Here is a 20,010-nt window from a genome sequence, read left to right as displayed (position 1 = left end):
GGTCGAGCATCAGGTTACGGAAGCCTAACCGAACGTGCGACGGCAGTATCCGCGCTGGATGACGGAGGACGCCCCCGCGTCGGGTTGCATAGTTAGGCCAGCCTTGCCTATGCTCGTGCGCAGGCTGCCGGACCGTGCGGAGTCCTGAGGGCTGCAGAGACTCCCGGTCCCCTCCACGGCGGGCTCCGCGCACAGGCGCGGAGCCCGCCGATACGTCTCACCCTGTGGGGCGGATCAATCTCGCGCAGTGGCGTCGGGCACGATGACGAGAAGCGTATTCACCAGGCAGCCCGGCACCCACAGGTGCCCGACTCGAGGGAGCAGATCATCGTGAGCGACGCGGAGCGTGCATCGATACCGGGTGCCGGAGCGGACCCGGCGGAAGTCACGGCATTCCTCAACAGGGGATTCGGCGAAGCGATCGGACTCGAGTACACCGAACTTTCCGCCGACCGCGTCCGGGCACAGTGGAAGGTCACGCCTGCGCTCTACCAGCCGTGGGGAATCATGCACGGCGGCGTGCACTGCGCGGTCATCGAATCTCTCGCCAGCGTCGCCGCCAGCCTCTGGTTCGGAGACCGCGGTCATGTCGTCGGTGTGAACAACAACACCGACTTCCTCCGCGCCACCCGCGACGGCGTCCTGTTCGCCGAGGCCACTCCAGTGCATCGGGGACGCACACAGCAGTTGTGGCTCGTGACCGTCACCGACGAGCAGGACAAGCTCGTCGCACGCGGGCAAGTGCGGCTGCAGAACATTGCCGAGACGTCGGCGCTCGGAAACGGCTGACAGGGGACCGGATCAACCTGCCTCGCGTGATTCGGCAGCAGACGCTCGACTGTGCTCCTGAAGCATGTCGATCGCGTTGCGTGCGAACACCTGTTGCTCGGTCGAGGTCATCTGCGCACGGCCCCTACCGAGGAACGAGACTATCCACGAGATCACCGTCGACAGACGGTTGCGGAACCCGATCAGGTACATCAGGTGGACGACGAGCCACATGACCCAGCCGATGAACCCACTGATCTCGAGCTTGCCCACCTTCGCGACAGCGCTGAACCGGGAGATCGTCGCCATCGAACCCTTGTCGAAGTACTTGAACGGCTGCCGGTCCGCGGGCCGAGCGCCGTCGAGTCCGGCACGGATCTCCTTGGCCGCGTACTTGCCGCCCTGCATCGCCACCTGAGCAAGGCCGGGCAGATCGTCGAGCGCCATCATGTCACCGATCACGAACACGTTCGGATAGCCGGGAAGCGTCAGATCCCGGTTGACGTGAACCCGGCCGGCACGGTCGACCTCCGCACCGGTCTGCTCACCCAACTGCCTTCCCAGCGGGCTGGCTTGCACCCCGGCCGACCACACCTTGCACTGCGACTCGATCCGATTCTCGGTGCCGTTCTTGTGTCTGACGAGCAGCCCGTCCACATCGACGTTCGTGACCATCGAGTCGAGCTGGATCTCCACGCCGAGTTTCTCGAGCCGTTCGGCGGCCTTGGCGCTGAGTTTGCCGCCGTACACCGGCAGCACCGACGCGGCGCCGTCGAGCAAGACCACCCGGGATTCACGCGGATCGATCCGCCGGAACGCGCCGGCCAACGTGCGGTGCGCGAGTTCGGCGATCTGGCCGGCCAACTCGACGCCGGTCGGCCCGGCACCGACCACGACGAAGGTGAGCAGCCGGGCACGCTCTTCGGGATCGTCGGACAGTTCGGCCTGCTCGAATGCCCCCAGGATGCGGCCGCGCAACTCGAGGGCGTCGTCGACGGTCTTCATGCCGGGCGCGAACTCCGCGAAGTGGTCGTTGCCGAAGTACGACTGTCCGGCTCCGGCGGCGACGATGAGGGAATCGAACTCGGTGACGGTCTCACGGTCGAGCAGGTGTGACGTCACCTTGCCTGCAGCGAGGTCGATCGTCTCCACGTCACCCAGGAGGACTTCGACGTTCTTCTGCTTGCGCAGCACGATGCGGGTCGTCGGCGCGATATCCCCGACGGACAAGATCCCAGTCGCCACCTGATACAGCAGGGGCTGGAAGAGATGATGCGTCGTCCGGGCGATCAGCGTGATGTCCACCGGCGCGCGCCCGAGCGCCTGGGTGGCGAACAGTCCGCCGAATCCAGATCCGATGACCACGACGCGATGGCGGCGGGTGGGCGTCGACGGGGTGCTCATTCCGCGCTCCTCGAAAGTCGTCGAACCATGCTGTCCCTGCCACGGTAACCGTCGCGTGGTCGCACGTCTTGCCGACCACGGCGGGACCCGTCTCGCGTCGCGTGCCGCCGCATCAGTGGTCGTCGAGGAGTCGATAGAGCGGATTTCGGGCCGCAGCCTCCCGCACCCCCGCACCTGCGCCTTCCGTGTACACCTGCGTGGTGTTCATCGACTCGTGGCCCAGCATGCGCATGAGGGTGAAGATGCTGACGTTCTCGTCGGCCATGTTGGTGGCGAACGTGTGCCGGAACTGGTGCGTGAGGGCGCCCTTGGCGCGTTCACCGTTGATCCCCGCACGCCGATACGCCCGGAGCACGCGGTACTGCAGTGTGCCGCGGGTGATCCGGCTGCCATCGGCCCCGACGAACAGTGGATCCGTACTGCGGAAGTACTGCCAGGGGGTTGCGACTTGCGGCACCCGACGTTTGATCGTGTCCGGAAGGCGGTGGATTCGCGACTCGAGATAGCCGGTCAGTGCGGCCACAAGCGCGGGCTCCGCGGTCGCGACACGTTCCTTACTTCCCTTGCCTCGGACCAGAATCACCTTCGCCGCTTCCGTCGCTCCGTGCTCGGCCGCGCCGCGCACGTCCCCGATGTTCACGGCGATCAGCTCGGACGACCGCATACCGGTCAACAACGCGGTGAGAATGATCGCGAAGTCGCGTTCGCCCCACGGCCGGACGCCGTCTTTGTCGTCCTCCTGCAGCGTCGTGATCAGCCGGGCGACCGCGTCCGACGGGAGCGCCTTGGGAATCCGCTTGGGCGCCTTGGGGCGCAGCACCGCCGACATCGGGTTGGCGACGATCGCGTCCAGGGAGAACAGGAAGTCGCACAGCGTGTTCCAGGTGGACCAGCACCGGCGGATCGACGCGACCTCATGCGTTGCAGCGAACGCGGCAAAAGCCTGCTGCATCGACGGCTTGGTGATCACATCCACGGGAAGCTCGCTCGCCGCCGTCCCGGTTTGGTGTGCGAGGAGCTCGCAGATTCCGGCATAGTCCTGGCGGTACGCCTTGAGGGTGTTCGGGGACGGCTTCGCGGTGCTGCGGTGGAGGAGGAACTCACCGAACCAGGCGTCGAGTAGCTGTTGGTCGTCACGCACGCTGTCCTGCTCCATGTCTCTTCGCTGCCACGCGTCTTCCGCTGCTACCCATCTTGGACCGAACAGCACATGTGTTCGATCCATCTGTACCGGGAAGTGTATAGCCAGTTCAGCCCCATGGGCCGGTTATGTGGGTGGATGCGGGGGCACGGGGGAGAGGTGGCTTCACCCTCGATTTCACCCCGGCGCGGCTTTCGCCGACTACCCCGATCTCATAGCGTGAACGCGGCCAGGCACGCCCCCCGACGTGTGCCTGGCCTTTTCCTTTTCGCGTTCCTTTTGGGCCGTCACAGTCACGAAATCGGCCCCGCGACACACCGTTGCCGGGGTGTATCGGCGAAAGGATCTGGGTACTCGTCATCTACGCCGGCCGCGTCTGCGCGCCGGCCCCGACGAGGAGGCGAGTAATGGCGACCTGCGAGACGTGCGGCAACGACTACGACAAGGCATTCACGGTGGTAATGGGAGACCGGCGGGGCGTGTTCGACAGCTTCGAGTGCGCGGCACACGCCATGGCTCCCGTGTGCGCGCACTGCAAATGCCGCATCCTCGGTCACGGCGTCGAAGACGGGAGCCGAATATTCTGTTGCGCCAATTGCGCACGAATGGCCGGCCACGAGCAGTTGGTCGATCGCGTGTGACCAGTCACTGTTCGAGTTGATTTCGGAGTGTCGCGAGAGACCGGGCCAACAAGCGCGAGACGTGCATCTGGGAGATCCCGACCTCCTCGGCTATCCGACTCTGCGTGAGGTTCGCGAAGAACCGCATGAACACGATCCGGCGTTCGCGTTCGGACAGGGTGGCGAGCACCGGACGAAGCGCCTCATGGTTCTCGACCGCCTCGAGACGGGCGTCCTCGTCGCCGAGTTCCTCGGCCAGCGGGTGTCCGCGAGGGCGACCGTTCGGAGCGGCGTCGACCGGCACCGTCTGATAGGCGTTGGCCGCGAGGAGTCCCTCGGCGACCTCCTGCTCACCGATCCGAAGCTCCGCCGCGATCTCACGCCGCGTAGGCGGCCGCTCCAGGCGCTGCGTGAGGACCGCGGCCGAACGGGTTATCTCGAGATGAAGTTCCTTGACCCGGCGCGGCACCCGCACCGCCCAGCCGCTGTCCCGGAAATGTCGCCGAACCTCACCCATCATGGTCGGCACCGCGAACGCAACGAAGTCGGAACCCACCCCCACGTCGTAGCGGTTGACCGCATTGACCAATCCGACCCGGGCGACCTGGACAAGGTCATCGTGGTACTCGCCGCGGCCGTCGAACCGGCGGGCAATGTGGTCGGCGAGTGGGAGGCATCGCGTCACGACCGAGTCGCGCAGCACTCGGTACCGCGGATCGGTGCGGTCGAGCGCCGCCATCGACTCGAAGACCGCACCCACGTCGCGGTATTCGCTGGTGTGCTGGGCCGATCCACTCACACGATCGCCTCGCGGTGCCGGTGGAGCAGGTCCGGTGCCACCGTGCAGAACCGGGATGGCTGCCTCACGTGTCCTCCTCGGACATCGGACTCGTTCATCGTATGACGCGCAGCACTCCGTTGGGAGCGATCGGAGGGGGAGCGGTGCCGGTCCTTCGGCACCGGCACCGGCGAACCCAGGGCAGCACGCCCGCCCGCCTACTCGGCAGACAAGGCGAACGGTCGGACCTGGAATAGGGGGCAATCCGACTGCCTCGGATCGGGCCGTGAGCGCGGCCCGGATGTTGTGCACGATCGTGATCTTCTTCGCGTTTCATGGGGGCGGTGGCAACTCACCAGAGAATCACAGGAGGCGACAATGACCCAGCGCGTTGACCGTCAGCAACCCGCTTTGTTGCTACCCGCAGCCGTTCTGTCGCGCGCCGCGGATCACTTGGCCAAGAGGTATGTCGGAGTCTTTTCCCCGGAGACGGTCGAACGGGCAGTGGTCGAGTCCTACGAAGCGCTTCGGGAGACCGCCACCGTCCACGCCCATCTGGCGGCCCTCGCACCGAATCTCGCGGAGGAACGACTGACCGCCCGCGCCCGTGCAGACGGGAGCGTGCCGAAGACCGAGCCCGATGTGCTGTTCATCTGCGCCCACAACGCCGGCCGCTCACAGATGGCCGCAGCGTTGCTCGATCACCATGGCCACGATCGGGTCCACGTGCATTCGGCGGGGTCGACACCGATCGGGGAGGTCGATCCGGCCGTCGTGGAGGTGATGGCCGAGAGCGGTGTGGACCTGACTCCCGCGTACCCCAAGCCTTTGACCGACGACGTGGTCGCCGCCGCCGACATCGTGGTGACCATGGGGTGCGGAGACGCCTGCGGCGTCTACCCGGGGAAACGGTACCTCGACTGGCCGGTAGCCGACCCGGAGGGACAACCCGTTGAGGTTGTGCGCGAGATCCGAGACGAGATCGACGTCCTGGTGCGTGGCCTGCTCGACGAGCTCTGACACTCGCTGGGTCGACCGCAAGTGAAGCATCCATTCACGCAGAGATATTCGCCGATACTGATAGCCGGACGCAGCGAGCGCGTCAGATCAGATTCGGGTGTCGAAAGCGGCCATATTTCATGAACTCTCGGGCGTGGCCATCGATCGACTGATTCTCTTCGGCTCTACCAGGTACGATTTGTCACCTAATTCCGAAGCGATGGAGTCGTGTTGAAACCTGCTATCAGTCGCCGCGACATGTACGAGTCTGTCGCTTTTCACATGGGGGACATGGGCTTCGAGTCCGTCAGCACGCGTCTCGGATGGACGGACGACTTGTTCCACGTCGACGGACGCCGTGTCGTCGGACTTGGAACGATCACGAGATCGCCCGTCGATGAGCAGCACCTGAGGGGCATCCACGAGACTGTTTACCTGGGAAGGACGAACGATCGCTGGGTGCACTTCTCATATGGGGGATACACGCACGAGGCGCGATCGTTCGCAAACCGGATGGGAATCGCGCTGTTCGAATTCGACGGAAACGGCCGAATCAAGGCGCTCTCCGGGTTGGCCCGCAGCTTCTACCGGCGCAAACCGACGGAACGCTGGAAGGTACGCGCCGCGCGAGAGGTCGTAAAATTCGTGGCGCTCAGCGTGTTCGTCGGAGTGATGATCTGGTTCCCGGTTGTCTTCTGGACACTTCTCGCGCTGACTGCGCTGCTCGCGGCCGGCAAGGTCTATTCGCTGGTCGTGCCAACGAGGAAGACGCCGGACCATGCCTAATATGTTTGAATTCAGGCGGTTTCGGTAGCCGACAGTCCGATAGCTCGCAGGTTGGAGAGGAGCTGTCGAGTTGTCGTCTCGGCGCTCATCGAGCCGCCCGTCGATCTGATGGCCACGTGTCGTGCGCGTACCAGACGACCCAGTAGAACGGGAAGAAGGCGACCGCACCAACAGACACAAGCTTGCCAGCGCCTCGTCGACGCTGCCCAATAGCTGTGAGCACACCAAAAGAAAGATAGGTGCCCACCGTCAGGAAGAGGAGGAGCGTCACGAGAAGCCACAGCACCTGTCTCAACATACCGTCGGCTGCCGTTCGTCCGTGCGAGATCTCGGGGGTTGGATCTACTGCCTGTACGCGGTTTGTCCGCCGAACTCCGCAAAGTTGACCGGTTCGAGATTGGTGCGAATCATGGAGCTGCACATGGATATTCGGTAATATCCATGAAAGCTTGCTCCGAGAGGGCGGAGCTTGCGGCGGGGAGTGTGGCTGACTCGACTCGTGCATCGACCTCATCGAGGTGCCATCGCAGCGTCGACGCGTTCATCGATTCCTCGCGGGGTCGGATGCGCGACTCGATCGCCGGTTCACATCGCCGGTCGACCCGAAACTCGCGAGCACTCCCGGAGGGGGGTGCGGTTCGTTCGTCCTCGTCGGTTCCCGGCATCGGGTTCCCGGCATCGACCCGCGGGCTTCCTGGGCGTCCCGCCCGGCTCTCGGGGACCGCTTGTATCCACGTGACTTGACATAATGTCGATTATCGGCACTCTATCAATATGCGGAACATGCTGCGGATCAAACTGTTTCGAGACGAACTTTCCGATCTGCCGCACGGCTGGCGACTCGGTGGGCGTCCGACACGACGTTGCCGCGTCACGGTCACTCGCCGTGGTCCGTCTGCGGTCGAGTTCGCGGTTCCGCCGATGTTTGAACGGTGTTCGAATCATCCGCGCCGGATCGAGCCTCGACCTCCGCCTGCACCGCTCTCCCGACTCCGTCGCCCTACTCTTACAAAACGTCACTCTGACGAAATGACCCCCGGTCACTGTTCGTAGTGTTGCCCGCCCTCGAAGGCCCAACTACAAAGGTGTCGGTATCGCTTGGCGGTTCTGGCGCGCGGGGCCTAGCTGGACCCCTGTCCATGCCTTCGCGTCAGTCCGTCGCGGGCGGCGGCCTGGTCTACGGATGACCGGCATTAATAGTAGAGCGCATGCTCTGTTATCGTGGTCGCATGCCCCGCCCCCGCGTACACGACCTCGAGCGGTTGATGAATGCCGCAGAAAAGCTGGCCGTTGATTCTGGACCTGCGTCGGTCACTGTCCGAGCATTGTCCGAAGTCACCTCGGTATCCAATGGCGCGATCTACCACGCGTTCGGTTCTCGGGCGGGCCTGGTGGGCCAAGTCTGGCTGCGCGCCGCGCAACGATTCTTGACGATGCAGAGCGGGGCTGTCGACGCAGCGTTGGAGCGGGGGCACGGACAGAGTGCCGCAATCGAGGCGGTGATCGCAGCCGCCGACAGCCCAGCCCGATTCCTACTCGAGTCTCCGGTGTCAGGTCGCTTCCTGCTCGCCGTGCGACGCAACGAACTCCTCGATTCCAGCGACCTCTCGAACGACCTTGCAGCCGATATACGCAACCTCGACAACACGCTCGCGGAGTTGTTCGTCCGTCTTTCGCGCGCGATGTGGCTCCGCGCAGACAGGAACGCGGTGGACGTGATCAGAGACTGTGTCGTCGAGATACCCTCCGCGCTCCTGCTGCGAGGTCGGCGCACACCCGATGCGGTTGTGCGTCAACGCCTCGCAGCGGCTGTGCATGCTTTGCTGGCACTGGAACCGCCCCCACCTCCTTCGGTGTCAACGCCGACGACAGTCGATAAGTGAAAGGAACCCACCGATGACTGCAACCCTGGACTACCGGGACGAGATCGCCGTGCTGAATCTCGGCGACGACGAGAACCGCTTCTCCCCCGAATGGATCGACACCGTCAACGCCCACCTCGGTGAGATCGAGACGAAAGCACGCGGCCTGATCACCGTGGGCTCCGGCAAGTTCTACTCCAACGGACTGGACCTGGATTGGCTCATGGCCAACGCCAGCCGAGCTGACTGGTATGTGGAGCAAGTCCAGGAGCTGTTCAACCGGATCTTGACCTATCCGCTACCCGCCATCGCAGCGGTCAACGGGCACGCCTTCGGCGCCGGCGCCATGTTGGCGATCGCGCACGACTACCGGATCATGCGCGAGGACCGTGGCTACTACTGCTTCCCGGAAGTGGACATCAATATCCCCTTCACAGTGGGGATGGCGGCTCTCATTCAGGCGAAACTCACACCGCAGACAGCAATTACCGCGATGAGCACCGGACATCGGTACGGGGCCGCCGAAGCGATGGAGGCAGGGTTGATCGACGGTACCGCCGCAGAGAGTGAAGTCGTCGCTACCGCGATCAATCGCTTGGCACCGATCGCCGGTAAGGACCGCGGCACCCTCGGAGCCATCAAGACCACAATGTTCAGCTCGGTCACCGACGCGTTGCGTCAGGGCCGCAACCAGTAACCGACCACCGACAGGATTCCGACGTCATGACCACTTCCACCATCGCACCCATCGGCGCGAACCTCCGGATCTGGAACAAACTGCAGCGCTTGCCTTTCGGCAACTGGATCTTCACACGGGCGCTGTGCCTGAAGGCTCCATACTTCCGGACGATCCACCCACTGGTCCATGAGCTGCGACCCGGGCTGTGCCGCGTCAGCGCCCCCAACCGACGAGGCGTGCGCAACCATCTCGGCACCTACCACGCCATCGCCTCGTGCAACATGGCCGAACTCGCTGGTGGCTTGATGACCGACGCCACTATCCCCTCCACTCATCGATGGATTCCGATCGGCATGACGGTGGAGTACAAGGCAAAGGCCACCACTGCGGTCAACGCGACCGCCCGCCTCGACTCGATCCCCGAATTCGGCGATGAGCCAACCGAACTCGTGGTTCCTGTCGATGTCCGCGACGCCGACGGAAACACATTCGTCTCCGCAAGGATCACCATGAAGGTGTCGAAGAAGTCTCGCTGAACCGCTGAGATTCACCAGTCTTTCTTCAACATTCCCCCTACAGGTTGGTCCTGTAACGTCACGGTGACGCCACGAAACCAGACCGCTCTGTCCGGAGCATTGCCGACAGCGCCGAAGGCGCCCGGGTTACGTGGAACAATGACGCTGTGCCCCCCAGGCCGAGACCGGGAAGCCAACCGGAGCTTCCGGATCAACTCGGCAGACCCGAGTTGATCGTCGAGTCCTGTCGTACGCGGGATCAACTCGAGGGGCTCGTGCAGGCCTTGCTCGAGGTGACGGGCGACCTGGATCTCCCCCAAACGTTGCGCCGTGTGGTCGCAGCCGGAAGGCGGCTGACCGGCGCGCGGTACGGGGCACTCGGGGTACGTGACGCCGAGTGCCCCGGGGGGCGGTTCTCGCAGTTCGTACATGAGGGCATCGACCCGGCGACGGCGGATGCCATCGGCGAACTGCCGCACGGCCGCGGGATCCTCGGCCTGGTGTTCGACGATCCGGTTCCCCTGCGACTCGACGACCTGCACGCGCATCCGGCGTCGGTGGGGTTCCCGGAGGCGCATCCGGCGATGCGGACGTTCCTCGGCGTCCCGATCCTCGTACGAGGACGAGTGTTCGGGACCCTGTACCTGACGGAAAAGGCGGACGGCGATACCTTCACTGCCGACGACGAGATCCTGGTCCGTGCACTAGCGTCCGCGGCCGGCATTGCGATCGACAACGCCCGCCTCTATGACCAGTCGCGGGCACGTCGGCGTCGGCTCGAGGCGTTGCACGACGTCAGCACCGTACTGCTGGCGGGCGGTGATCTCGATCGCGCGCTGCAAGTCGTCGCCGACCGGGCCCTCGAACTGACCGGCGCCGACCAGTCGTTCCTGGCGATGCCCGTCGATCCGGACGCGCCGCTCGAGGACATCGACGAATTGACGATCGTCGTCGCCTCGGGTCCGGAGTCTGCACGCGCGGTCGGTAGCGTCCTCCCGGTCACACGTTCGAGTGCCGGGCGGGTCTTCCGGATGCGCACGCCCACCAATTCCGACCAGCTCGAACATGCCCCGTTCGACCGCGCGTTGGACGCGTTCGGGCCGGCGTTGATCGTTCCCCTGCGGGCCGGGGATGGTGTGACGGGCGTACTTGTGACCTTGCGGCGACGCGGGCGCTCGGCTTTCAACTCCGACCAGCTGGCGTTGATGACCTCGTTCGCAGATCAGGCGGCCCTCGCGCTCCGGTTTGCCGCCGCGCAACGCGAGAAGCATGAACTGCACCTGCTCGCGGACCGTGACCGGATCGCTCGGGATCTGCACGATCACGTCATCCAGAGGCTGTTCGCGGCCGGGCTCTCGCTGCACGGCACGGTGGACCGTCTGACGTCGCCGGAGCTGCGGGCGCGCGTGGACGCGACAATCGACGAGTTGCAAGAGGTAATTGCCGACATCCGGACCACGATCTTCGACCTGCACGACGGCGGTGGCGAGCCGCGTCCCCTCAGACAGCGTCTGCGTCGCGCGGTGGCGGACTTGACGGCGAACTCCCCCGTCGAAACGGACATTCGGATCGGAGGGCGAGTGGCCAACCTGACCCCGGTTCTCGCCGACCACACGGAGGCGGTGGTGCGTGAGGCGGTGAGCAACGCGGTCCGGCACTCGGGCGCCGCGAGCATCCGTGTCTTCGTCGACGTAGGCGATCGCGTGGCGGTGGAAATCGCGGACGATGGGTGCGGGGTCAGCGAACCGGCAGAACATGGCGGGCTCGCGAACCTGGCGGCACGGGCCGACGAGGTCGGGGGGACGTTCAGGTTCGATTCGACGGTGGGCGGTGGAACCCGGGTCCTGTGGTCAGCTCCGGTGGCTGGCTGAACGGCGACCGAGGCTCTCTCCACGGGCTGATGGTCGTGACCAGGCGGCGTGCATGGGAGGGGGAACTTTCCCGGCACGCCGCCTGGACTCGTATGCACTACGGTCGATTTGTTCCGTTCGAGCCGGAGGGCATGCCCAACCTTGGACCGCTCGCGGGATCAGGTGGCATCCTGCTGTTCCAGCCATTTCAAGATCGCTTGGTTTGTTTCTTCCGGCTTTTCTTGTTGGATCCAATGACCGCAATCCAGATTGACCACTTCCACATTGGGCACGAACTCTGCCAGTCTTTCGGACTTCGCGACCGTATCCCGGTCGCCATACATCATGAGCGCGGGCTGCTGGATGATCGGGTTCACGTCCGCCAGCAAGTTCCAGTTGCGGTCGAGGTTTCTATACCAATTGATACCGCCGGTGAACCCTGATGCTTCGAACGCGGAGACAAAAACGGCCAGTTCGCTGTCGCCCATCAAAGGCTGACCAAGTGGTGTTTCTGCTTTGGCGAGATTGATCAACGCCATACCTGGCTGAGGCTCGCTGGGAGGCTCGTTCTTCCGGTACAGGTTGCGAAGGAACTGGAATGTATTCTCTTCGAATACAGCGTCCGCGACGCCTGGCTGTCGATTGAAGTGGACAAAGTAGAAGTCGCTGCCCAGCATGTCCTCCATGACCTCGATCCAGGGCCTTTCTCCGCGATCCTGGTAAGGCAAGCTCAGGTTTATCACCTTGCTGACCCGGCTCGGATGCAACAAAGTCAGTCCCCACACGACGAATGCACCCCAATCGTGGCCGACAAAGGTGGCGTCGTCGTATCCGAAGTGATCGAGAAGTGCGATGAGGTCACCCGACAAGTGCTCGATGTCATAGTCTGTTACTTCGGTCGGACGGGATGAGTTCCCATAACCTCGCTGGTTCGGGACGATGACGTGGTAGCCCGCTTCGGCAAGAGCAGGCACCTGATGGCGCCACGAAAAGGCATGCTCTGGAAAGCCGTGACAGAGCACGATTGGGTTTCCTGTATTTTGCCGGCCCGCTTCGAAGACTTCGAGTTCCACACCGTTGACTGAGATCAGGGTGGGCTCGGGAAAATCGGTTGGATCAAACATTGCGTTTCCTTTCTATCTTTTCGGGGTGATCAAGCGAGTTCGGGGTGATCAGGCGACGAAGGTGCCCGAAGTCAGCGTCGGCGCACCCCTGGCAGGCAGAGGGACGACACGATCGTGGGTAGTGGGACTCATCGGTGAGGTCATGTGGCCATCTTGACGGCCGAAACCGGTCACCTCATGACCGGTTTTTGTGAAAGTGTTGTCGGTGTGCGAACCGATCGGCTAGTGGCAATCCTCCTGCTGCTGCAACGGCGCGGGCAGGTGACAGCACCAGAGGTCGCCCGAGAGCTCGAGGTCTCCGAGCGCACCGCCCGCCGCGACCTCGACGCCCTGGCCATGGCCGGGGTGCCCTTGTACTCCATGCAGGGCCGAGGAGGCGGCTGGCGCCTAGTGGGCGGCGCCCGCACCGACCTGTCCGGGTTGACCGCGGGTGAGGCCCGCGCCCTGTTCCTGGTTGCCGGCCCGGCCTCGGCTGCGACGCCGGCCGTGAAAGCAGCTCTGCGCAAGCTCGTCCATGCCCTGCCGGAGCCCTTCCGGGTGCAGGCCGAGGCAGCAGCGTCGTCGTTGGTCACCGACCCAGAACAATGGGGGTCGAGTCGGGTCGAGCACCGACCACCTCGCTTCCTCGACGAACTCCAAGACGCGGTGATCCGCGGCGTCCAGGTGCGGCTCGGCTACGTCGACCGCAAAGGCACCGAAACCGAGAGAACCGTCCACCCGCTGGGCATCGTCGCCAAAGGTCAGTCGTGGTACCTCGTCTCCAACACCGAGGCCGGCCGGCGGACCTTCCGGATCGACCGCGTGTCGTCCGCCGACCCGACTGACGATCCCGTGCACCGACCCGACGACTTCGACCTTGCCGAGAGCTGGCGCGAGATCGCCGACGAGGTCGACCGTAGGCGAACACCCCTCGAGATCCAGGCGGTATGCAAGCCCCACGGGATAGGCCTGCTCCGGATGGCGCTCGGCGGTCGGCTCCAGGTGGGAGGTTCCACGACCGACGGCCGCATCGAGGTCGTGATCCGCGGCCGCAACGAGTACGCACTCGCCGGCGAGCTTGCCTGGATGGTCGAATGGCTCGAGGTTACTGGCCCTCCGGGTGTGCGAGACCACCTGGCCTCGATCGGCAACGCGCTCGTCGAGCGATACGGCTGAGACCGTCCCCTAGCAAACCCGCTCGCCGGTGTCCTGCGCCAGATTCCTTCCGTTCTTCCTCGACCCCGTGTACCGCGTGGTGTGACGAACGGCCCTCCCCTGTTCAGCTGGACCGGCGTCGAATGGGGGTGTAGCCGATTCCACGGCTACGTGACAGTGAGGAGTGGTCATGTCCAGCGTTCCAGCTCGCCGCCGGTCCGTTCTGCCCGACCTGACCGAACTGTTCGACGCGTTCCCGGTCACGGGGTTCCGTCCACCGTTCGGTGGCAACCTGATCCGCGTTGAGGACCGCGTCGAGAGCGACAAGTACACGCTGCGCGCCGAGCTTCCCGGTCTGGATCCAGAGGACATCAATGTCAGCATCGAGGACGGCCGGTTGACGATCGAGGCGGAGCGAACCGAGGAGAAGTCCGAGGGCGGGCGATCGGAGTTTACGTACGGGTCCTTCAGCCGCGCGGTGACGTTGCCCGCAGGCGCGGACGAGGATGCGGTCGACGCGAACTACTCGAAGGGCATTCTCGAGGTCACGGTCGGCATGTCCGCGAAGGGTGCCGGCGCCAAGCACATCGATGTCAAGTCGGCAGACTGACGGGTACTACTTGGATCGCACCACCAGCAGCGGGTTCGTGACGGCATGCAGGAGCGCGGCGCTGGTGGAGCCGAGGGTCATGGCCGGTAATCCGCCGCGGCCGCGGCTGCCGACGACGATGAGCCTGGCCCCGGCACCGTGGGTGAGAAGGTTGTGCACCGGGCGGTCCTGCACCACGATCGTGCGGACGGTGACGTCGGGGTACTTCTCCTGCCATCCGGCGAGGCTTTCGGACAGGACGGCTCGTTCGGCCGCTTCTGTGGTCGGCCATTCGATGCGGTGCGGATCGGTCAGCGAGAACGGGTTCAGCATCGATAGGTCCCGATCCGACCAGGCGTGGAGGGCGACGAGATCCGCGTCGTGCAGTGATGCCTCCTCGAACGCGGCAGCGATGGCAGGCCCGCTCGCTTCGGAGCCGTCGGCGCCGACGACGACGGGTCCGGTGAGGGGCGGTTCACCGGGTTTCGGCCAGCCGGGGACCACGACGACCGGGCAACGGGCGTGACGTGCGACGGCGGATGTGACCGATCCGGTAAGGCCGCTGGTGAATTCGCCCAGTCCGCGGGTGCCCAAGACGATCATGCGTGCCGACTCGGAGTGCTCCACGAGGGCTTGCACGGCGGGCAGCGGGGACAGTTCGCTACGCGTGTCGACGACCTGGCCGCCGTTGTCGAGTGCCACGAGCTGCCGCGCGTCGTCGATGCAGCGTTCGCCCGCGATGCGCAGGTCGTCAGTGAATGGTGAACCGGGTCCGATGCCCCCGGTGCTGACGCTCGTCAAGAGCAGAAGGGTGTCGCCGCGTAGTCGAGCCTCGTGCGCCGCCCAGCGGACTGCATCACGGGATGCAGCCGAGCCGTCCACGCCGACGACGATCGGAGATGTGCTCATGCGGATCACCTCGGAGGCGGTGGAGGGGTTCGGTCGTAGAGCGCGCGCACCAGGTCGAGGCGCGTGACCGCGCCGATCGGGGTGAAGCCGTCGACGACAGGCACGGTGTAGGTGCGAGTGTCGCGGTCGGTCAGGGCCGTCACGATGTGGCTGATGTCGGTGTCGGCGCCGACGGCCAGGACTGGGGTGGTCATCGCGTCGGAGACGGTGTCCCAGCCGGAACTTGCGAGATCGATGGTGTTGAGTAGAGCGCAGATTCGGTCGAGAAGGCGGGTTGCGGTGACGATTCCGACCAGGCGCCCGGAGGCGTCTACGACGTGCAGCGCGGACTCCGGGTCGGGGCCGAGCAGGTGGGCTGCGTACGCGAGGGTGGCGTGTTCGTCGATGGTGACCACCCTCGTGGTCATGATGTCTCCGGCGCGCACCGGATTCACTCCTTCGTTCGGGCCGACGCGCGGGCGTGGTCGAGCAGGATCCGTCGCTCGGCGGCGGCGATGATTCGCCGCGTGCGGGCCGCGGAGTCGGCGGTCACGGACACCGAGGTGATGCCTCGTCGCACGAGGTGTTCGGCCAGCCGGGAGTCGGTGGAGACCGCCTGGCCGCACAGCGAAGTCGTCAGTCCGCAGTCGTGGGCGCGATCGATGATGCGGTCGATGGCGTCGAGGACGGCCGGGTCCATCGTGTCGAACAGGTCTTTGCACACCCCGGAGTCCCGGTCGACGCCGAGCGTCAACTGGGTCAGGTCGTTGCTGCCGATGGAAACTCCGTCGATGCCGAGCTGTGCGTAGGCGGGGATCCAGTAGGCCACCGACGGGACCTCTGCCATGATCCACCGGTGCATGCCGCGGTCTGCGCCGAGAGGATGGTGGTCGAGCTGGTCAAGGCATTCGGCGAGTTCCCAGCGGGTGCGGACGAACGGAATCATCAGGTGCACGTTCGGTAGTCGCTGCCGGACCCGGTGCAGCACGTCGAGGTCGAGCGAGAACAGTTCTGGCTCACGCACGTACCGGAAGCAGCCGCGGTACCCGATCATCGGGTTGTCCTCGTCCGGCTCGACGTCACCGCCCTCGAGTGCAGCGAACTCGTTCGAACGCAGGTCCACGGCCCGGTAGACGACGGGCCGGGGTGCGAAAGCGGCGGCGATGTGTTCGACGCCGGCTGTCATGTCGTCGACGTACTCCTTGCGGCGCCCGGCCGCGATCATCGCCGCGGGATGTGCGCCGCCGAGTGCACCGGTAATCATGAACTCGGCGCGGAGAAGTCCGACGCCGTCGACGTCGGTGGCGGCGACGGATTCGGCGGCGTCGGGGGTCGCGAGGTTGACGTACAGCGTCGTGGCCGTGGTCTCGGCGGCCACCTGCAGCTGCGCCGGCCGTTGCCTGACGGACGGTTTCGCGGCCGGGGTCACGGTTCCGGCGAACACGGTCCCGCTGCTGCCGTCGACGGTGATCCGGGAGCCGTCCTCGATGACGTTGGTGGCGTCGTGGGTGCCGACGACGACGGGCCGGCCGAGTTCACGGCCGACGATCGCCGCATGGCACGTCACTCCCCCACCGTCGGTGACGATCGCGGCGGCCCGGCGCAGCACGGGCAGCCAATCTGGACGGGTCATCGGGGCAACGAGGATGTCGCCGTCCTGGAGTCGGCCGGAGTCCTCGAGGGTGGAGAGCACACGTGCAGTGCCGGTTGCGGTCCCGGGCCCGGCGCCGAGCCCTTGAACCAGTGGTTCGGCGGTGTCACGGGTTTCGTCGCCGGCGGCTCCGGTGTCTGTGGCGCCGAGGGTGGTGATCGGGCGGGTCTGGACGAGCCAGAGGTGTCGGTCCTCGATCGCGAACTCGAGATCCTGCGGTGCACCGTAGTGCTCCTCCACTGCCGCTGCGAGTTTCGCGATCTCCTGCACCTGTGCGGTGTCGAGCACCTGCCGTGTGCCTTCGGCAGACGTGAGGTTCACGCGTTGGTCGCCGTCCCGGCCGGGCCGGATCGCGAACGACTGGTTCCCGATGTGTTTGTCGATGAGGGTGAAGTCGTCCTTGGACACGACGTAGGTGTCGGGTTCGACCTGGCCGCCGACGACGACCTCACCGAGACCGAGCGCTGCTTCGATGACGATCCGGTCGCGAGCCCCGGTGCGGGGGTCGGCGGTGAACACGACTCCGGAGCAGTCGGAGCGGACCATGCGCTGGACCACCACGGCGATGGAGGGCTCTTCCTCGTAGCCGCGGAGGATGCGGTAGGTGAGTGCACGGGGTGTCCACAATGATGCCCAGCAGTTCCGGACCGCGTCGATCAGGGCGTCCTCCCCGACGACATCGGTGTAGCTCTCGTGAATGCCAGCGAAGGATGTGTCGGCGGCGTCCTCGGCCGGTGCCGAGGACCGCACAGCGACCGGTACGTCCGGGCCCAGGTCCCGGTACGCGCGGCAGATCTGGGCCCGCAGGTCGTCGGGCAGGGTCACCTCGCGGACGAGTGTCTGCAACGCGCGGGACTCGCGGGTGAGCAAGGTGTCGTCGGCCGACCGGCATGCGGCGCCCCGGTCGGCGAGGTCCTTGCGGATACCGGCTGCGTCCATCGCCGCTAGGTAGGCCCGTTCGGAGACCGCGAACGCTGGGGGCACCGGGAACCGAGCACCGGCGAGTTCCCCGAGGTTGGCGGCCTTGCCTCCGACCGACGGTGCGTCCGCGGGGCCGAGGTGGTCGATCGATGTGGTCCACCTTTGCCCCGTGGGGGCCGACTCAGCTGCCATCTCCGCTCCTCAATACGAGTACGGACGTGATGAGTACGAGCTGCTGCTTCCAGGAAACACCGGCCATCGCGGCCTCTACAGGGCACAAGGTCATCGGTCCCACCCCATGCCTTCTACCGCCCGCCGAGGGCACTCTGCGCGCCGCTCGGTGAGAGCACTACGGCCCTTGCCGCGGCGGATCGGCCGCGGCAAGACTTGGTGAATGGTGGGCGGCCCGGGAATCGCGCAGATCCGGCACGCGGTCGCCACTGGCGGTGCGTCGCCGGTGGCGAGTCGACGCTCGATCGAAGAGGTGTGGGAGGCGTGAGTTCGGAGGGAGCAGCGAGATGCGAGCCCGGCACGTGATGAGCAGTCCGGTGACGACCGTGAGCACCGGCACCACTGTCGAGCAGGGGATCCGGTTGCTGAGTCGGCATGGATACACCACGCTGCCGGTGGTAGACCACGAGGACCGTCTGGTCGGCATCGTTTCCGAAAGCGATTTGTTGCAAGGCGAATTCGTGTCCGGCCCAGAGGGAGCACGAAGCGCGGAGCGGACCGTCGGAGAGGTGATGACGAGCCCGGTGGTGGCGATGAGCCAGGACGTCGACATCAGCGCCCTCGCGTCGGCGATGCTCAAGTCCAGGTTGCACAGCATCCCGATCGTCGACGAAGCCGCGGTGATCGGGATCGTGAGCCGCCGAGATCTCGTCGAGGCGCTCGCACAGGACGATCACAACATCGACCGGGAAGTGCGTCATCGTCTCGAGGTGTACGGCGGCGCGCACCGGTGGACGGTGACGGTCGAGGATGGCGTCGTGTCGCTTGGCGGCGACTATCTCGACGACAGCGAGCGCCGGGTAGCGGAGGCGCTGGCCGCATCGGTCCCCGGCGTCACCGCGGTGCGCAGCGCGCGGTCCCCGTGAGCTGCGGCCAAGGCGGCGTGCGCCGACCGGGGGCGGTCACCGCGTTTGTTCGCGTTTGTGAGGAAGATCCGGGAAAACGTCGGAAAGGACCACGCACGGACGGCACCGCAGATAGGCGTATGCGATCGCGTCCGTCACGAGAACCGACGATCCGGCGACGAGGAAGATCCGCTCGTCGGGCGTGTCCACAGTGACTCCTCGGCTGGGGACTTCTCGGCTGGGTTCGCTCATGACCGGACGATCATGAGCGGACAGCTCGCTGTGTGAAGCAACGCCGCGCTCGTCGAGCCCAGGAGCATGCCGGCGAATCCCCCTCGTCCGTGGGTGCCGACGACCAGCAGCTCAGCGTCGGCCGCGCGGGTACGAAGTGCGTCCGCGGAACTGCCACGGACGACGACGCGCGTCACTTCCGTGTCCGGGTGGCGTTCGGCCGAACCGGCCAGGCTCTCGGCAAGGACTACCTGCTCGGCGACCTCGACTTCGTCCCAGGGCAGGTCGAGTTGGTCGTCGAACGCCGTCGACAGGTCGAACGCCGACCACGTGTGGACGGCGACAAGGCGGGCGCCGCGCAGAGAGGCCTCGTCGAACGCCGCGTCCAGCGCGGGCTTGCTGTTCTCGGTGCCGTCGACTCCGACGACGATCACGCCCGGTCCGGAGCTCTGCCCCGGTTGCTCCCGGATCACGACGACCGGGCAGTTGGCGTGGGCGGCCAGTGCCGTGGCGACGGATCCGGCGAGCACCGCGGTTACCTGCCCCAGGCCACGGCTTCCGACGACGATCATGCGGGCCGACTTCGACACCTCGATCAGTGCGGGCCGGGCTGGGCCGTCGAGGACGTCGGTGGTGATGTCGGTGATGCTGGACTCGGTGTCGGTGGTGCGGGCGATCGCGGCGGCCTCCTCGAGGTTGGCGTGCACCGCCCGGTCACGATCGGCAAAGTAGCTGTGTGGCAACCGGATCCCGTCCCCGTACGGGGTGGGCGCGCCCAGCGCCGAGACGATCCGCAGGGAACACCCGTGTAGCCGAGATTCGCGGGCCGCCCAGCTCACCGCGGCGAACGATGTGGCCGAACCATCGATCCCGACTACGACCGGGGCCTTCGACTCGACAATGTCCACGCGGACCCTCCCTGATCTGGAGTGACACTGACCTCGAGTGGCACCGATCTCGGGTGACACCGATCTCGGGTGGCACTGATTGTGAG

20 protein-coding genes are annotated in these 20,010 nt (G+C 65.6%); 11 read left to right on the top strand and 9 right to left on the bottom strand.

Annotated elements, in window-relative coordinates; translation table 11 throughout:
* The first annotated feature begins 354 nt into the window (after positions 1-354).
* Positions 355-789: a PaaI family thioesterase gene (locus EGT50_RS07125; RefSeq protein ID WP_127952314.1), complete on the top strand. Its 435-nt coding sequence runs from the start codon at positions 355-357 to the stop codon at positions 787-789.
* A gap of 12 nt (positions 790-801) precedes the next feature.
* Here EGT50_RS07125 and EGT50_RS07120 read toward each other — a convergent pair whose 3' ends face one another.
* Both EGT50_RS07120 and EGT50_RS07115 read right to left on the bottom strand, forming a co-directional pair.
* Complete coding sequence (locus EGT50_RS07120) at positions 802-2,172, bottom strand: NAD(P)/FAD-dependent oxidoreductase (RefSeq protein WP_127951985.1); 1,371 nt, start codon at positions 2,170-2,172, stop codon at positions 802-804.
* 112 nt (positions 2,173-2,284) lie between these two features.
* Entirely contained in the window at positions 2,285-3,328 is a 1,044-nt protein-coding gene (locus EGT50_RS07115; protein ID WP_127951983.1) for a tyrosine-type recombinase/integrase, read from the bottom strand.
* Between the two features lie 392 nt (positions 3,329-3,720).
* Here EGT50_RS07115 and EGT50_RS07110 point away from each other — a divergent pair, with 392 nt between their 5' ends.
* A complete protein-coding gene (locus tag EGT50_RS07110; RefSeq protein ID WP_127951981.1) occupies positions 3,721-3,954 on the top strand; it encodes a hypothetical protein in 234 nt (77 codons plus the stop codon).
* 4 nt (positions 3,955-3,958) lie between these two features.
* Here the strand turns inward: EGT50_RS07110 and EGT50_RS07105 are convergent, their stop codons facing one another.
* Positions 3,959-4,732 (bottom strand): SigB/SigF/SigG family RNA polymerase sigma factor, encoded by a 774-nt coding sequence (locus EGT50_RS07105; RefSeq protein WP_127951979.1) that lies wholly within the window; start codon positions 4,730-4,732, stop codon positions 3,959-3,961.
* A gap of 357 nt (positions 4,733-5,089) precedes the next feature.
* Between EGT50_RS07105 and EGT50_RS07100 the strand changes: the two genes are divergently transcribed.
* The 6 genes from EGT50_RS07100 to EGT50_RS07075 all read left to right on the top strand — a co-directional run bounded on the left by EGT50_RS07100 (position 5,090) and on the right by EGT50_RS07075 (position 11,423).
* A complete protein-coding gene (locus EGT50_RS07100) occupies positions 5,090-5,731 on the top strand; it encodes an arsenate reductase ArsC (RefSeq protein WP_127951976.1) in 642 nt (213 codons plus the stop codon).
* A gap of 210 nt (positions 5,732-5,941) precedes the next feature.
* Positions 5,942-6,496 (top strand): hypothetical protein, encoded by a 555-nt coding sequence (locus tag EGT50_RS07095; RefSeq protein WP_127951974.1) that lies wholly within the window; start codon positions 5,942-5,944, stop codon positions 6,494-6,496.
* 1,229 nt (positions 6,497-7,725) lie between these two features.
* Positions 7,726-8,379, top strand: a complete 654-nt coding sequence (locus EGT50_RS07090) for a TetR/AcrR family transcriptional regulator (protein WP_127951971.1) — start codon at positions 7,726-7,728, stop codon at positions 8,377-8,379.
* Between the two features lie 13 nt (positions 8,380-8,392).
* Positions 8,393-9,055 carry an enoyl-CoA hydratase-related protein gene (locus tag EGT50_RS07085; RefSeq protein WP_127951969.1) on the top strand — a complete coding sequence of 221 codons (663 nt, stop codon included), beginning with the start codon at positions 8,393-8,395 and terminating at the stop codon, positions 9,053-9,055.
* Positions 9,056-9,081: 26 nt separating this feature from the next.
* A complete protein-coding gene (locus EGT50_RS07080) occupies positions 9,082-9,573 on the top strand; it encodes a hotdog fold domain-containing protein (RefSeq protein WP_127951967.1) in 492 nt (163 codons plus the stop codon).
* Positions 9,574-9,719: 146 nt separating this feature from the next.
* Complete coding sequence (locus tag EGT50_RS07075) at positions 9,720-11,423, top strand: GAF domain-containing sensor histidine kinase (RefSeq protein WP_206615761.1); 1,704 nt, start codon at positions 9,720-9,722, stop codon at positions 11,421-11,423.
* Between the two features lie 158 nt (positions 11,424-11,581).
* Here the strand turns inward: EGT50_RS07075 and EGT50_RS07070 are convergent, their stop codons facing one another.
* Positions 11,582-12,526 (bottom strand): alpha/beta fold hydrolase, encoded by a 945-nt coding sequence (locus EGT50_RS07070; RefSeq protein ID WP_127951965.1) that lies wholly within the window; start codon positions 12,524-12,526, stop codon positions 11,582-11,584.
* 207 nt (positions 12,527-12,733) lie between these two features.
* Here EGT50_RS07070 and EGT50_RS07065 point away from each other — a divergent pair, with 207 nt between their 5' ends.
* Together EGT50_RS07065 and EGT50_RS07060 are read left to right on the top strand one after the other, a co-directional pair.
* Positions 12,734-13,681 carry a helix-turn-helix transcriptional regulator gene (locus tag EGT50_RS07065; protein ID WP_127951963.1) on the top strand — a complete coding sequence of 316 codons (948 nt, stop codon included), beginning with the start codon at positions 12,734-12,736 and terminating at the stop codon, positions 13,679-13,681.
* 169 nt (positions 13,682-13,850) lie between these two features.
* Entirely contained in the window at positions 13,851-14,270 is a 420-nt protein-coding gene (locus EGT50_RS07060; protein ID WP_127951961.1) for an Hsp20/alpha crystallin family protein, read from the top strand.
* A gap of 6 nt (positions 14,271-14,276) precedes the next feature.
* Here the strand turns inward: EGT50_RS07060 and EGT50_RS07055 are convergent, their stop codons facing one another.
* From EGT50_RS07055 to ppsA, 3 genes are read right to left on the bottom strand one after another with little or no spacing between them, the layout of a single operon-like run.
* Positions 14,277-15,158, bottom strand: a complete 882-nt coding sequence (locus EGT50_RS07055) for a universal stress protein (protein ID WP_127951959.1) — start codon at positions 15,156-15,158, stop codon at positions 14,277-14,279.
* Between the two features lie 5 nt (positions 15,159-15,163).
* Positions 15,164-15,583 (bottom strand): CBS domain-containing protein, encoded by a 420-nt coding sequence (locus tag EGT50_RS07050; RefSeq protein WP_127951957.1) that lies wholly within the window; start codon positions 15,581-15,583, stop codon positions 15,164-15,166.
* Between the two features lie 5 nt (positions 15,584-15,588).
* Positions 15,589-17,901 carry a phosphoenolpyruvate synthase gene (gene ppsA, locus EGT50_RS07045; RefSeq protein ID WP_127951955.1) on the bottom strand — a complete coding sequence of 771 codons (2,313 nt, stop codon included), beginning with the start codon at positions 17,899-17,901 and terminating at the stop codon, positions 15,589-15,591.
* Between the two features lie 326 nt (positions 17,902-18,227).
* Between ppsA and EGT50_RS07040 the strand changes: the two genes are divergently transcribed.
* Positions 18,228-18,806, top strand: coding sequence for a CBS domain-containing protein (locus EGT50_RS07040; protein ID WP_127951952.1), 579 nt, complete (start codon positions 18,228-18,230; stop codon positions 18,804-18,806).
* 36 nt (positions 18,807-18,842) lie between these two features.
* Here the strand turns inward: EGT50_RS07040 and EGT50_RS16975 are convergent, their stop codons facing one another.
* Positions 18,843-18,995 (bottom strand): hypothetical protein, encoded by a 153-nt coding sequence (locus tag EGT50_RS16975; protein WP_164873354.1) that lies wholly within the window; start codon positions 18,993-18,995, stop codon positions 18,843-18,845.
* 38 nt (positions 18,996-19,033) lie between these two features.
* A complete protein-coding gene (locus EGT50_RS07035) occupies positions 19,034-19,924 on the bottom strand; it encodes a universal stress protein (RefSeq protein ID WP_127951950.1) in 891 nt (296 codons plus the stop codon).
* Positions 19,925-20,010: the final 86 nt, after the last annotated feature.

It is taken from the genome of Rhodococcus xishaensis (genome assembly GCF_004011825.1).
Classification (GTDB): domain Bacteria; phylum Actinomycetota; class Actinomycetes; order Mycobacteriales; family Mycobacteriaceae; genus Prescottella; species Prescottella xishaensis.
Note: the sequence above shows the minus strand (reverse complement) of the source record. Positions and strands in the feature narration are given on the sequence as shown.